A 14129-nucleotide genomic window follows, 5' to 3' on the forward strand; every position below is an offset into this window, starting at 1 on the left:
CGGCAGGAAGACGGCGGCGAAGGCGGCCGGATGGGAGCCGTCGGACGCCGTAACCGTCGTCGTGTGCGCCACACTTCCACCGCCGAGCGCCGCGAAGGCGGCGCCCCCGGCGGCCAGCAGGAGCACGTTGGACAGCCCGTCCGAGATCTGCAGGGCGGCGGAGTTGGTCCCGGCCTCCTCGGGAGCCGACAGCTGCAACAGCAGCACGCTGCTGGAGGAGATCACCAGCCCCATCCCCAGGCATCCGAAGCCCCAGGCGACGGCCACGGTCCAGACGGGCACGGAATGGATCAGGACACTGGGCGCGGTGGCGATGGCGGCAGCCGCCAGCACCATCCCCAGAGCCATCAGCCGCTCCCGGTACGGCACCGCCCACGGCCGCGACTGCACCCACGACCCCAGCGCCCAGGTCGCCCCGCCGGCCGCGAGCGAGAACCCGGCAAGAGTCGGACTGAGCCCCCGCTCCGTCACGAGCATCAGCGGCACGAAGGACTCGGCGGCGATGAAGGACCCCGCGGCCACCCCGCGCAGCAGCACGACGGACGGCAGCCCGCGGGCCGCCCGCCACGTGCCGCGCGGCAGCAGCCCGAGCACGGCGGGCACGAGCAGCGCGATCCCCGCGGCGCCGGGGAGGAGGGAGACCGGCCGCAGGTCCTGGGCGGCGTACTGGAGCAGCCCGGCGCCGAGGGAGATCCCGAGGGCGAGCCGGATCCGCCGCCGGTCGAAGGGGGCCGCGGCCGTGCCCTCGACCGGGCCGCTCGCCCGCTGCCGTATCCGGGGCAGCGCGAGCGCGAGCGGAAGCACGACGAGGACGGGTATCCCGAGGAAGACCCACCGCCACCCCAGCTGCTCGGTCACCGCACCGGCGGCCAGCGGCCCGACAACGGACGGCACGACCCAGCAGGCGGCGAACGCGGCCATGATCGCGGGCCGCAGTCGCTCCGGATAGGCCCGCCCGACGACGACGTACAGGGCGACGATCACCAGCCCCCCGCCCAGCCCCTGCACGGCCCGCCCGAGGATGAACACCCACATGTCCCCGGCGCTCCCGGCGATGAGCAGCCCGGCGGCGAAGGCCGCGATGCCACCGCCCAGCGCGCCGAGAGGCCCCCGTCGGTCCGACCACTGCCCGGCGAACACCATCCCGAACAGGCTGGTGGTGAAGTACCCGGAGAACGCGAACGCGTACAGCGAGACCCCGTCGAGCTCCCGCGCCGCCACCGGCATGGCGGTCCCCACGGCGGTCGCCTCGAACGCGATGAGCAGCACGACGGAGACGATCCCGATGGTGAGGGCCCGATAGCAACGCCCGAGGACGGTCTCGCCGTCATGCGCCGCGGCGGCGGAGGCAGCAGCGGAGGAGGAGGACGACGGGACTTCGCCGGCGACACCGGTGTCGCGGGATTCGAGGGCAGCCATGGTCGCCAGCGTAAGGTCCACTACCGACATGGACCCCTGTCGGAAGGCGGGGATGTGACCGGGACGTTGGTCGTACGACCGTCGCCCCGCGGCCCCGTTTCATGAACGGCGTGTGGCAGTCCCGTTGCAGCGCCGCGGTTCCCCTTGAGCCCCTCCCGACCCGACCCGTACGGTCGACGTACCAAGTCCGGAACGGGCCCCACACCCGGCTCCCGACCTGGCCGTGTGCCCGAGTGGCTTAGGGACTCGCCTGCAAAGCGAGGTACGTGGGTTCAATTCCCGCCACGGCCTCTGACTGGCCCGACCAGACAGAACGAGAGGGCGGTACTCCTTCGGGGGTGCCGCCCTCCTGGTCGTCAGCCTCTGCTCCGCAGGCTCGCGACCGCGCCCCCGGCGGATGCGACGAGCCGCGCCGCCTCCGGGCCGGTGCCTGTGCCTGTGCCTGTGCCGCAGGGGCTGATCACGGACGGGGACAGTCGGCGCGGGCGCGGGCTATGCGTACAGGCCCCCGCCCGCCTCGTCCTCGAAGACGTCCGGCCAGTACCGCCTGCCGTCGTCCGCCGGGAGGGCCGGGGCCGGGGTCGGGTCGCAGGCGACCGGGTCGACGGCGGCCAGGGTGCGGCACATCGCCTCGGCCAGCTGGTCGTAGGCCTCGGTCAGCTCGTGCACCGCGTCCAGGGCCCGCTCACGGCGTATCAGCCAGAGGGTGAACGCCAGCGTCGAGATGTCGGCGTTGAGCGGGCGCAGACCGAGGTCCGGCTCGCTCCAGCTCAGCACCGCGCCCGTGGCGCCGTCGACGACCAGGCTGGTGTCCTCGAGGAGGTGTCCCAGGCGGATCAGGCGGTCGGCGTTCGCGGGCAGCCGCTTCTCGGTGCGGTCGGCGGCGCGGTCGTCCGCGTAGTACTCGGCGAGCGTCTGGAGGGGCGTGTCGGTCTCCAGCGAGAACCAGACGACCTCCTCCGGCAGCCCCACCTCGCGCAGGAAGCGGCGGGTCGGGGCGTGGGTGAGCGACTGCGGGCAGTCGACGTCCTCGAAGCGGACGACCTCGCCGGAGCCGAACTCCTCGTCCAGGAGACGGACCGGCAGATCCAGGGCCAGGCCGGACGTCGTGCCGGGGCCCGCCACCAGGGCCAGCGGGCGGATCACCGCGGCCAGCTTCCAGAAGGTGCCGGACGCGGCGCCGGTGCCCTTCGCGCCCTCCTCGAAGACGGCCAGCAGCTGCCGTGACGCCTGCGCCACCGCCTTCGGGCCGAGCCGGCCCGCGTAGCAGGCGAACTGGCCGCGCAGGGCCGCCAGTTCGTCCACCGCCGTGGCGAAGCGCACCAGCTTCTCCAGGGAGGGCGCGAGCGGGCGGAGGTCCATCAGGTCGGGGCGGTCGTGCAGGAAGTACGTCGTGGAGATCTCGCCGGTCATGCCGTCGAGCAGGACGGACTCCGTCTCCCGGCCGTCGGCGCCCAGGAGCCCGCCTATCACCAGCCGGTCGCGCAGCTCGGCCGCCAGTCGGCCGTCGAGGTCGCCGGTGGAGTCCGCGACCGTACGCAGGCCGTCCGTGCGCAGCGCCTCGAACGTCAACAGACCGGCGTCGCCCGGCAGTCCGGGCAGGCCGGGGCCGGTGAGCCAGCGGCGCGTCGGCGCGTGCGTGACGTACGGGTTCAGCTCGTCCTCGGTGAAGGTGATCGTCATTGTGGCGGTGGTGGTCCTGGTTGTGCCCATCGGGTCCCCCGTGCGGAAAGTTGCTTACGCCGTCCCACTGCTCCGCAGCCTATGCGGCACCACTGACAACGGCTCTGACCAGCGACAGCACCCTGCACACCCGACACCGGTCCCACACTGACAGACGTCAGGAGACCCCCCGCGAGTTCCCGTCCCGCCACGATCGCCCCGACCGTCCGTTCCGCCCTGGGCAGCCGCTCGGCCAGGGCCCGCGCGAGCGTCGACCTGCCGGACGGCATCACCCCGGTGACGAGGACCACGCCCCTCACGTGAAGTACACGCCGCCGAGCACCACGGCCACCGCGGCCAGCACGAACAAAAGGATCCAGCCCAGCAACTTGCCCACGCCGGGCGCGGGTTCGTACCGCTGGGCGTCAGCGGACACCGCCACATCCGCAGCCGGATCCGAATCAGCAGCCGCAGCCGCAGCCGCAGCCGCAGCAGAATCCGGCTCCCGGTCGCTCACCGGTCCGTCACCACCGCGGCCTGGGGCCTTATCGGCAGCCGGTTCACCGGGCGGCCCGTCGCGGCCCGCACGGCGGAGGCGATCGCCGCCGGCGAGGTCACCACCGGGACCGCGCTGGCTGCCTTCGCCCCGAACGGGGCGACCACGTCGCGTTCCTCGACCAGCTTGACGATCCGGATGTCCGGGGCGTCCAGGGCCGTGGGCAGCGCGTAACCGGTGAGGTCGGGGTGGCGGATCAGGCCTCTCGGGGTGCGGAGGTTCTCGGTGAGCGCGATGCCGACGCCCTGCGTCACACCGGCCTCGATGCGGGCGGTGAGCTGCGCCGGGTTGAGGATCCGGCCGACGTCCTGGGCGACGGCCAGTTCGACGACCCGGACCGAGCCGAGCTCGATGTCGACGTCCACGACCGCGCGGATCGCGCAGAAGGCGAGACCGACGAAGGCGTCACCCTGGCCGGCGGCGTCCAGCGGCTCGGTCGGGTGCGGGCGGCACTGGGCCGTCGCCCACAGCTCCTTGCCGCGCATCTCCTCCTCGACGGTCGTCGACAGAACGCCGTCGTACGAGGTGATCTTGCCGTCCGTGATCTGGAGCAGCTCCGTGGACATGCCGAACTTGTGCGCCAGCGGCTGGAGCAGCTGGGTGCGGACCATCTTCGCCGCGCGCTCCACCGCGCCGCCCGACACCCACGTGTGACGGCCCCGGCAGCCGGGGCCGGCGGGCGGTTGGTCGGTGTCCACGGGGGCCACGTGCACCTCGTCGACGCCCAGCGTCTCCTGGACGATCTGGCGGGCCAGCGTCGTGAAGCCCTGGCCCGTCTCCACCGCCGCGCACAGGACCGTCGCGACCCCGTCCTGAACCTTCACGGTTGCCGTGGAGACCTCGTCGGCGCCCTCCGCGCCCAGCATGTGCACCATGCCCAGGCCGTAGCCCACGCCCCGGCGCACCGCGCCCGGTTCGCCCGCGCCCTCGGGACCGCCGGGCAGCAGCCAGTCCTCCTCGGGTGTGTCCTTGGGGAGCGCCGGGAGGGGGAACTCCTGGACGGCCTGGAGGAGTTCGGCCACGGGGGCCGGGCAGGTCACCGTCTGGCCGGTCGGCAGCACGTCCCCGGTGGCCATGGCGTTGCGCAGCCGCAGTTCCGCCGGGTCGACGCCGAGCTTCTTCGCCAGCTTGTCCATCTGCGCCTCGTAGGCGGCGCACACCTGCATCGCGCCCTCGCCGCGCACATGGCCCGACGGCGGGTTGTTGGTGCGTACCGCCCAGCCCTCGATGAAGGCGTTGGGGACGACGTACGGGCCGCAGGCGAAGGAGACGGCGGCGGCCAGTGCCTCGGCGGAGGTGTCGGCGTACGCGCCCGCGTCCAGCAGGATCTGCGCCTCGACCTTCACCAGCCGTCCTTCGGCGTCGGCGTGGTGGCGGTAGCGCAGCAGCGTGGGATGTCTGTGGGCGTGGCCGAGGAAGGACTCCTCGCGCGTGGCCGTGAGTTTCACCGGGCAGCCGGTCTTCAGCGCGAGCAGGCCGAGCGGGAGCTGGAAGCCCTGGTCCTCGCGGTCGGCGGTGGCGCCGGGCACCCCGGTGACGACGATCTTCACGCGCTCGGGTTCGAGGCCGTAGCAGGCGGCGGCCGCGTCCCGGTCGGTGTGCGGGTCGGTGGAGGCGAGGTACAGCTCCACACCGCCGTCGGGACGGGGCACGGCGAGGCCGGCCTCGGCGCCGATCGGGGCGGGGTCCGCGCGGCCGATGCGGTACTGGCCCTCGACGACGATCTCGCCGGCCGCGGCCGGGTCGCCGTGGTGCAGCGGGATGTGCCGGATCAGGTTGCCGTCGGGGTGCAGGGCCTCCGCCTCGAAGGCCTGCTCGGGATCGATCACCGGGTCGAGCACCTCGTACTCGACGATGACGGCCGCGGCGGCCATCCGCGCGGTGTCCGGGTGGTCGGCGGCGACGGCCGCGATGGGCTCGCCGTGGTGGCGTACGACGTCGGAGGCGAACACCGGGCGGTCGGCCTTGCCGCGGCCGTGCAGGATGCGCCCCGGGATGTCCTCGTGGGTGACGACGGCCCGCACGCCGGGCATCTCACGCGCGTGTGACGTGTCGATGGACAGGATGCGCGCGTGCGGGTGCGGTGAGCGCAGCACGGCCGCCCACAGCAGGCCCTCGGCCCACAGGTCGGCCGCGTACGGGAAGGTGCCCTCCGTCTTGGCGCGCGCGTCGGCGGGCTGCAGGGAGGCGCCGATGCCGTGCGGGATCGCCTCGGGAGCCGGGGCGGTCTCCGCGGGGGTCGTCGCGGTGGCTGCTTCGTTGCTCACGCCTGGCCTCCGTCCTGGCCCTGTCCGTATGCCGGGTCGTGCGGGTGGGGTTGTGCGGGGTTCTCGAACGCCGACGAATGGACGCCCCCGGCGCCCGGTCCCGCCTGGTGCGGAATGCGTGCCTCGTCGCCGTCCGTCTCGGAGTCTGCGGCGGCGTGTGCCTCGCGTTCGGCGACGACGTCCTTGACGGCCCGCAGTACGCCCTGGTAGCCGGAGCAGCGGCACAGGTTGCCGCACAGGGCCTGGCGGGCCTCCAGTTCGGACGGCGCCGGATTGCCCTCCAGCAGGTCGTGCAGGGTCATCGCCATGCCCGGCACGCAGAAGCCGCACTGCACGGCCCCGCACCGGGCGAGGGCCCGCTGTACGTCCGAGGGCTGCCCGTCGACGGCCAGGCCCTCGACGGTGCGGATCTCGCTGCCGGCGGTGGTGACGGCCGGGACCAGGCAGGAGGCGACGAGCCGCCCGTCCACCTGGACGTTGCAGGCCCCGCACTCGCCCTGCGAGCAGCCGTCCTTGGCGCCCGCGAGGCCGAGTCGCTCACGCAGCACGTAGAGCAGCGACTCGCCGATCCAGGCGTCGGTGACGGGACGGTCGGAGCCGTTGACGCGCAGCACGAAGGCGGCGAGGGGGTGTTCCTCGTGGAACGGCGCCGGGGCGTCGTCCGCCTCCTCGGCGGACTCGGCGGACCCGGGCTCCGCGGGCTCGGCGGCCCCGGTGGAATCCGGTGAGGCGTCGTGGAAGGCCGTGTCCGCACCGGAGTCGCGCGGGGTGTCGGCGGAGGGCGCGGCGGGCGGGTCCTCGTGCGCCTGCGCCGGGACACCGGTGGTTCCGTGCGCGGCGGCGCCTTCGGCGGACGGCTCCGCGGGGCCGTGGGCGGCCTCCGCGGGCTCGTGGGCGGCCTCGTGGGTGCGTTCGGCATCCACGGCCGCCTCGGCGGCGCCGTCGGCCTCAGCGGCCCGCTGAGCGTCTTGCCGGGCGGTCTCCGGGGGGCCGTCCGGGGCCACCGTGTACGCCTCGGCGGAGACCTCCGGGGCGTACGTCCCGGTCGGGTGCGCGTGTTGCCCGGTGTGCTCGGCGGCGGGGTGGCGCGTATCGCGGTCCGCGGCGTCGTGGCGGGCGTCGAAGTCCGCGGCGTCGTGGCGGGCGTCGAAGTCCGCGGCGTCGTGGCGCGGGTCGAGGCGCGGGTCGAGGCGGCGGGCGTCGAGGTCCGCTGTCATCGGGCCGTGCTCCGGCGCGTGCCCGAACGCGGGCAGGTCCGCCTCCGGCCGCACGGCCGCGTCGGTCCCGCCGGCGGGCTGTCCCCACGCCTGGTCCGTCGTGCCGTGGTCCGCCGGGCCGTGGTCCGCCGGGCCCGTCGCCCAGGGCGCGGCCGCGCCGCCGGGCAGGGTGGCCGGGGGCGTGCCGCCCCACTGCTCGACCAGGGCCGACGTGGTGAACTCGCCCGACTCGTCGGGCAGGTCGCCGCCCGCGACGGGGATCGACCACTGGCCCGTCACATCGTGTCCGGGGGCGGACCTCGGTGCGCCCTGCGCCGCCGAGGTGTCCTCGAAGGCCCACTGGCCGGTCGCGCCGGGGTGGTACGTGAACCGGTCGTCGCCCACCGTCTGCGGGGTGCCCTGCGGAGCGGGCCAGTCGGAGCCGCCGGCCGGGGCGGCCCAGGCTCCGGTGCCGTCCGCGGGGGGTGTCACCGCTATCTGCGGCGGCACGTACCCGTGGCCGGGCGCGGCGAGCGGGCTGTCGCCGCGGGCCGCCAGGAAGGCGTCGATGCCGCCCTCGGGGAGCTTGACGAAGGCGGTCGCGCCGTCGTCGTAGTCCCCCTGGGGCAGCGGGTCCCAGCGGCCGCCGCCCTGCGGCGCGCCCTGGCCCTGCCTCTCTTCCTGTCCGGTTCCGTGTCCGGGTCCGTGCTGGTCGTCGGTCACGACAGCGCCCTCCCCAGTGCTCGTCGGGCCAGCGCGGCGACGGTGCGCCGCAGGTGCAGTACGGCGGGCGGAAGTTCCGGTACGGAGCCGTCCACGCCCGGCACCGCGTCGGGGATGCAGGCGGCGGCCACGTACTCCCCGAAGGCGGTCAGTGCCTCGGGGACGATCGTGCGGTTGTTGTCCCAGTCGATGAGCCGGGCGACCCACTGCTCGGCCTCCAGCGGCCGCAGCGGCATCGGCGCTATGGCCCCGACGGCACACCTGACCCCGCGCCGGGCCGGGTCGAGGACCAGTGCCACGGAGGCCACCGCACGGCCCGGTCCGGTGCGGCCGGTCGCCTTCAGGAAGATCTGCGGGGCGTGCAGCAGCGGCACGCGCACGTACCCGATGAGTTCACCGCCGCGCAGCATCTCCATGCCGGCCAGCAGGTGCGACACCGGCATCTCACGGCGGGCTCCGCCCGGGCCCGCGATGATCAGGGTCGCCTCCAGGGCGGCCAGCACGGGCAGCGCGTCGCCCGTGGGCGCGGCCGAGGCGATGTTGCCGCCCAGCGTGCCCGCGTTGCGGATCTGCGGCGGGCCCGCGGCGCGGGCGGCCGCGGCGAGCGCCGGGATCAGGGCGGCGAAGTCGGGGCGGCCCATGCGCGCGTGCGTGAGTCCGGCGCCGAGCAGCGCGTGGCCGTCCTGGTACTGCCAGCCGCGGATCTCGCTGATGCGGCCGAGGCCGACCAGTCCGGTGGGCCTGAGCTGCCCGGAGTTGACGGCGGCCATGAGATCGGTGCCGCCGGCCACGGGCACGGCGGCGGGCATGGCGGCCAGCGCCGCCACGGCCTCGTCCAGAGTCGTGGGCAGCGTGACGGCCTGCCCCGCCTGCGGTGCGTGCGTGGTCAAAACCGGCTGCCCCTTCCCGCTGCCCCACCTGGTCCCACCTGTGCTGCCGTACGGTACGTGCTGACAGGGCGGACGTGGCAACTCTGGCACATCTTCGCAACACCCGAACGCGGGGGTCCGCTAGGAGGCATTCGCCCACCTCACCCTGGAGATGGTCCGTTTTCGCGCGGCATCACCAGTGTGCGTGGATTGCCACTCTTCGGTGGTTCTGCCGTGATTTATCCGTGACGTGCCATCACCGATTCGGGGGCGGACCGTCGATCGGGCGTCCCAGGACACCGGGCCGCCGCTGCCACGGCCTGGGGCCGCCGGGCGGGCGGTAGCCGACGCCCAGTGCGTCGAGCCGCCCGTAGTGGGCCTCCATCCGCCGCTCGAAGCCGGCGAAGTCCCGCTCCCGCGGGGCGGGCAGGGCACTCCAGGCGACCTCGGCGAAGGCGGCGAGCCGCGGGAACGCCTGATAGTCCACGCGCGTGTGGTCCTCCATCGCCTCGGTCCACAGGTTGGCCTGCGTGCCGAGCACATGCCTGGCCTCCTCGGGCGTCAGCTCCGCGGGAACGGGCTCGAACCGGTGAACGTCCTCCAGGGTGCGCACGAACCCGATCGGCACGGGCTCGTCCGCGCCGCCGTCCTGCCGGTGGTCCAGGTAGACCTGCTGCTCGGGACACATCACGACGTCGTGCCCGGCCCGCGCCGCGGCGATCCCGCCCGCGTAGCCACGCCAGGACGACACGGTCGCGCCGTCCGCGAGCCCGCCCTCCAGGATCTCGTCCCAGCCGATGAGCCGACGCCCGCGCGCGGTGAGCCACTTGTCGAAGTGCCCGATGAACCACGACTGGAGCTGGTCCTCGTCCGCGAGTCCGAGTTCCCCGATACGGGCCTGTGCGGCCGGTGACCGGCGCCACTGGTCCTTGAGGCATTCGTCGCCCCCGACGTGAATGAACTCCGAGGGGAACAGTTCCAGCACTTCCTCGAAGACCCCCTCGTAGAAGCGCAGGGTGTTGTCGGTGGGGGCGAGTACGTTGGGGCTGATCCCCCAGGTGTCCCACACGGAGACGCCGGCGCCTCCCTCTCCGGACGCGGCGATGACGTCGGTGTTGCCGAGTTCCGGATACGCGGCGATCGCGGCCTGCGAGTGGCCGGGCACGTCGATTTCGGGGACGACGGAGATATGCCGCTGGGCGGCGTACGCGACGATCTCCCGGATGTCGTCCTGCGTGTAGAAGCCGCCGTGCGGCTTCTCCTCCCACAGCGGTGAGGCGCGGTGGCCGAATTTCGTGCGCGCCCGCCAGGAACCCACCTCGGTCAGCCGGGGATGCCTCGTGATCTCGATCCGCCAGCCCTGGTCGTCCGTCAGATGGAAGTGGAAGACGTTGAGTTTGTGCGCCGCCATCAGGTCCAGATAGCGCAGGACCCCGTCCTTGGGCATGAAGTGCCGGGCGACGTCGAGCATCAGTCCGCGCCAGCGGAACCGGGGGGCGTCCTCGATCGTGACGTGCGGCACGGCCCAGGTGCGGTCGCGACCGAGCGGGGCCCTGCGGTACGCGTCGGGGCCGAGGAGTTGCCGCAGCGTCTGGGCGCCCCAGAAGACACCGGCGGCGCCGCCGCCCTCGATGAGGACGCCGGTCGTGCCGCTGACGAGGCGGTACTCCTCCGGGCCGAGCCCCGGGTCCAGTCGGAGCGCGATGCCGTCGCCCCCGGTGCCGTCGGACTCCCGCCCCTCGCGCAGCGGCAGGCCTGTCGCCTGCCAGAGGACGGTGCGCAGCCACTGCCCGACGCCCTCCGTCGCGGTGTCGGCACGGAGCCGGGAGTCCGCCGTGAGCCGCACCTCGCCGGAACCGGCGACTACGCGGCGCGGCGCCGGAATCAGTGAAGTCATGTCAGTCCTTTACCGCTCCGCCCAGCCCGGAGACCAGTCGTCGCTGACGAGTACGAAGAACACCAGAACCGGAATCGTCCTGACCGTGGAACCCGGCATGACGCCGCCCCGGTCCGGGTCGTCCGGCTCGCGGAAGACCAGCAGGGCCATCGGCAGGGTCGACTGCGAGATGCCCCGGCCGGACGAGCGGGAAAAGGATCTGCCGCAGAAAGCGCGTACGGCTCGCCCCGTCGAGGTGCGCGGCCTCCTCCAGCGCCTCCGGAACCGCTTTCCCGAACCCTCTCGGCGTCCAGAACGCGAAGGGCGGCGAGAAGGCGATGTGAGGGAGGATCAGGGACCCCAGGGTGTTCAACCGGCCGAAGTCCCGCACGAGGAAGAACAACGGGATCGTCAGCGCCTCCACGGGCACCGTCCGGGCCACCAGGAACATGATCGGCAGGGTGGTCCGGAAGCGGAACCGGAAGCGAAAGCGGAACAGGAATCGGAACAGGAATCGGGTGACGGCGGTCGCGGCGAGAAACGCGATCACCCCGGAGACGGTCACCACCGCGCCCGCCCCCACAAGACTGCTGAGGAGGTAGCGGCCGAATTCCTGCTGCCCGAAGACGCGCCGGAAGGAATCCGGAGAGGGCGGCCCCTCCGGGTGTTGCGACACATGCGATTACTGTTTCGCCCTGCACAACACGTGAGAGGTTATGGGCTACGAGACACTCCGACAAGAGGTCTCAACCACTCCTTGAACCCTCTCCTCCGCCAAGGGAGGGGATTCCTGGCTCAGGCCGCCTCCGGGAGCAGCCCCAGCGGCCGGGGTCCCCCCACGCCGTCAAGGCACGGCACGGCACGGCACGCCAGGCCGACCGGATGCCCCGGACGTGCAGAAACCGTCAAAGGTCCGCGGGGTGCGTCACGACGCACCCCGCGGACCCCGGAAAGTCCGTACGGCTACTTCTTGTCGCCGCCGCCCTTGCCCTTGTCGTCGCCGCCGCCCGCCATGGACTCGAAGATCTCCTTGCACATGGGGCACACGGGGTACTTCTTCGGGTCGCGGCCGGGCACCCAGACCTTGCCGCACAGCGCCACGACGGGCGTCCCGTCGAGGGCGCTCGCCATGATCTTGTCCTTCTGGACGTAGTGGGCGTAGCGCTCGTGGTCCCCGTCGCCGTGCGACACCTGCGGCGTCGGCTCTACGAGGGTTCCCGTCCCAGTGCCTCGCTGGGGCTGGGTCTCAGGCTCAAGAGTGCTCATGGCGCCAAGGGTACTGAAGCCGGGTACCGAAGCTCACACCCCTCAGTTGAGCGAGGCGTCGTCCGGATACGTCGCCACCATCGCCAGTTCGTTGCGCTGACGGCGCAGGACCTCGCGCCAGAGTCTCTCGGGGGACGGCGAGGAGACGTCGCCGGGCTCGGACTCCACGACGTACCAGGCACCCTCCCCCAGTTCGTCCTCCAGCTGGCCGGGGCCCCAGCCTGCGTACCCGGCGAAGATCCGCAGGGAGCCGAGGGCCGAGGCCAGGAGTTCCGGCGGTGCCTCCAGGTCGACGAGGCCGATCGCGCCGTGCACCCGGCGCCAGCCGAGCGGGGTCCCGTTGACGGCCGCGCCGCCCGGGATGACGGCGACCCCGAGGGCAGAGTCGAGGGACACGGGGCCGCCCTGGAAGACCACGCCGGGTTCACCGGTGAGGTCCGCCCAGCCCTCCAGGATGTCGCTCACACCCACCGGCGTGGGCCGGTTGAGGACGACACCGAGGGAGCCCTCCTCGTCGTGGTCGAGAAGGAGCACCACCGCACGGTCGAAGTTCGGGTCCGCCAGGGCGGGCGTTGCCACGAGCAGCCGCCCTGTGAGCGAGGACACCTCGGTCATGCCTGACATGATCCCGCATCTTCCCGTGATGTGGGGCGGCAATCGGGGGTACCGGGGTGAGGGCAGGTCGGGCGCACGGAAGCGATCCGGGCGCACGGACCCGGCGGACGGCCGACGGTGACCCCATGTGCCCGGTGGGAAACGGTTCGTGTTGTGACACAGCTATGACGTTCCTGGGTGGTCCTTGGGCTTACAGGACAGGGGGCGGCGGCGATTACCCTGTCTCATCTGGCCCTGCCTCCGAGACCTTGGCCCCTCCCCCAATCCACCATCCATGGAACGCGAGATACATGACCGTCAACGGCTCTGACGACGTACTGCTTGTCCACGGCGGAACCCCGCTCGAGGGCGAGATCCGTGTCCGCGGTGCGAAGAACCTCGTACCCAAGGCCATGGTCGCCGCCCTGCTGGGCAGTGAGCCGAGTCGGCTGCGCAACGTTCCGGACATCCGTGACGTGCGGGTCGTACGCGGCCTGCTGCAACTGCACGGGGTGACGGTCCGTCCGGGTGAGGAGCCGGGCGAGCTGGTGCTCGACCCGACCTACGTGGAGAGCGCCAACGTCGCCGACATCGACGCCCACGCGGGCTCGAGCCGGATCCCGATCCTGTTCTGCGGCCCGCTCCTGCACCGCCTCGGGCACGCGTTCATCCCCGGCCTGGGCGGCTGCGACATCGGCGGCCGGCCCATCGACTTCCACTTCGACGTACTGCGGCAGTTCGGCGCGAAGATCGAGAAGCGGGAGGACGGCCAGTACCTGGAGGCCCCGCAGCGGCTGCGGGGCACGAAGATCGTGCTGCCGTACCCGTCGGTCGGCGCGACCGAGCAGGTGCTGCTGACGGCCGTGCTGGCGGAGGGCGTCACCGAGCTCGCGAACGCGGCCGTGGAGCCGGAGATCGAGGATCTCATCTGCGTGCTCCAGAAGATGGGCGCCATCATCGCGATGGACACCGACCGCACCATCCGCATCACCGGTGTCGACAAGCTCGGCGGTTACAACCACGCCGCCCTGTCGGACCGCCTGGAGGCCGCCTCCTGGGCGTCCGCCGCGCTGGCCACCGAAGGCAACATCTACGTCCGCGGCGCCCAGCAGCGCTCGATGATGACGTTCCTGAACACCTACCGCAAGGTGGGCGGTGCCTTCGAGATCGACGACGAGGGCATCCGCTTCTGGCACCCGGGCGGCAACTTGAAGTCCATCGCGCTGGAGACGGACGTCCACCCCGGTTTCCAGACGGACTGGCAGCAGCCGCTGGTCGTCGCCCTGACCCAGGCCACGGGCCTGTCGATCGTCCACGAGACGGTCTACGAGTCCCGGCTGGGCTTCACCTCCGCGCTCAACCAGATGGGCGCCCACATCCAGCTGTACCGCGAGTGCCTGGGCGGCTCGAACTGCCGCTTCGGACAGCGCAACTTCCTGCACTCCGCCGTCGTGTCGGGCCCCACGAAGCTCCAGGGCGCCGATCTGGTCATCCCCGACCTGCGCGGCGGCTTCTCGTACCTGATCGCCGCCCTCGCGGCCCAGGGCACCTCCCGGGTCCACGGCATCGACCTGATCAACCGCGGCTACGAGAACTTCATGGAGAAGCTCGTGGAACTCGGCGCGAAGGTCGAGCTGCCGGGCAAGGCGCTCGGCTAGGGCCCACAGCCGCGGTACGCCGATGGGGCGGCCACCCGGATTC

General features: G+C 72.8%; 9 protein-coding genes, 1 tRNA gene and 1 pseudogene. 2 read left to right on the top strand and 9 right to left on the bottom strand.

Annotated elements, in window-relative coordinates:
• A partial coding sequence (locus tag ACFWBB_RS41025; RefSeq protein ID WP_385283922.1) for an MFS transporter occupies nucleotides 1-1419 on the bottom strand: 1419 nt, incomplete at its 3' end.
• Between the two features lie 219 nt (nucleotides 1420-1638).
• Between ACFWBB_RS41025 and ACFWBB_RS41030 the strand changes: the two genes are divergently transcribed.
• Nucleotides 1639-1710: transfer RNA gene (locus tag ACFWBB_RS41030), tRNA-Cys, on the top strand.
• 201 nt (nucleotides 1711-1911) lie between these two features.
• Here ACFWBB_RS41030 and ACFWBB_RS41035 read toward each other — a convergent pair.
• From ACFWBB_RS41035 to ACFWBB_RS41070, 8 genes and pseudogenes are all read right to left on the bottom strand, one after another.
• On the bottom strand, nucleotides 1912-3132 hold the full coding sequence (locus ACFWBB_RS41035) for an SUKH-4 family immunity protein (RefSeq protein WP_385283925.1): 1221 nt from the start codon (nucleotides 3130-3132) through the stop codon (nucleotides 1912-1914).
• A 462-nt stretch (nucleotides 3133-3594) separates the two neighbouring features.
• On the bottom strand, nucleotides 3595-5904 hold the full coding sequence (locus tag ACFWBB_RS41040; protein WP_385283928.1) for a xanthine dehydrogenase family protein molybdopterin-binding subunit: 2310 nt from the start codon (nucleotides 5902-5904) through the stop codon (nucleotides 3595-3597).
• Nucleotides 5901-7823, bottom strand: coding sequence for a 2Fe-2S iron-sulfur cluster-binding protein (locus ACFWBB_RS41045; RefSeq protein ID WP_385283930.1), 1923 nt, complete (start codon nucleotides 7821-7823; stop codon nucleotides 5901-5903). The genes ACFWBB_RS41040 and ACFWBB_RS41045 overlap by 4 nt, the downstream gene beginning before the upstream one ends.
• Entirely contained in the window at nucleotides 7820-8713 is an 894-nt protein-coding gene (locus tag ACFWBB_RS41050) for an FAD binding domain-containing protein (RefSeq protein WP_385283933.1), read from the bottom strand. Before ACFWBB_RS41050 ends, ACFWBB_RS41045 begins: the two co-directional genes overlap by 4 nt.
• A gap of 235 nt (nucleotides 8714-8948) precedes the next feature.
• Complete coding sequence (locus tag ACFWBB_RS41055) at nucleotides 8949-10589, bottom strand: beta-N-acetylhexosaminidase (protein ID WP_385283936.1); 1641 nt, start codon at nucleotides 10587-10589, stop codon at nucleotides 8949-8951.
• A 1-nt stretch (nucleotide 10590) separates the two neighbouring features.
• Nucleotides 10591-11220, bottom strand: a pseudogene (locus ACFWBB_RS41060) (carbohydrate ABC transporter permease); the annotation flags it as partial.
• A gap of 311 nt (nucleotides 11221-11531) precedes the next feature.
• Nucleotides 11532-11834, bottom strand: coding sequence for a DUF3039 domain-containing protein (locus ACFWBB_RS41065; RefSeq protein ID WP_062647990.1), 303 nt, complete (start codon nucleotides 11832-11834; stop codon nucleotides 11532-11534).
• 42 nt (nucleotides 11835-11876) lie between these two features.
• Nucleotides 11877-12449, bottom strand: coding sequence for a YqgE/AlgH family protein (locus ACFWBB_RS41070; RefSeq protein ID WP_356261089.1), 573 nt, complete (start codon nucleotides 12447-12449; stop codon nucleotides 11877-11879).
• Nucleotides 12450-12739: 290 nt separating this feature from the next.
• On the opposite strand from ACFWBB_RS41070, the gene murA reads away from it, so the two are divergent.
• Complete coding sequence (gene murA, locus ACFWBB_RS41075) at nucleotides 12740-14086, top strand: UDP-N-acetylglucosamine 1-carboxyvinyltransferase (protein WP_385283939.1); 1347 nt, start codon at nucleotides 12740-12742, stop codon at nucleotides 14084-14086.
• Nucleotides 14087-14129 lie beyond the last annotated feature (43 nt).

This window comes from Streptomyces sp. NPDC060000, assembly GCF_042737375.1.
Classification (GTDB): Bacteria; Actinomycetota; Actinomycetes; order Streptomycetales; family Streptomycetaceae; genus Streptomyces.

Coding starts and splice junctions, on each gene's coding strand:
- ACFWBB_RS41055 (WP_385283936.1), bottom strand. CDS start 10,589: ATGACTTCACTGATTCCGGCGCCGCGCCGCGTAGTCGCCGGTTCCGGC.
- ACFWBB_RS41035 (WP_385283925.1), bottom strand. CDS start 3,132: ATGGGCACAACCAGGACCACCACCGCCACAATGACGATCACCTTCACC.
- murA (WP_385283939.1), top strand. CDS start 12,740: ATGACCGTCAACGGCTCTGACGACGTACTGCTTGTCCACGGCGGAACC.
- ACFWBB_RS41070 (WP_356261089.1), bottom strand. CDS start 12,449: ATGACCGAGGTGTCCTCGCTCACAGGGCGGCTGCTCGTGGCAACGCCC.
- ACFWBB_RS41065 (WP_062647990.1), bottom strand. CDS start 11,834: ATGAGCACTCTTGAGCCTGAGACCCAGCCCCAGCGAGGCACTGGGACG.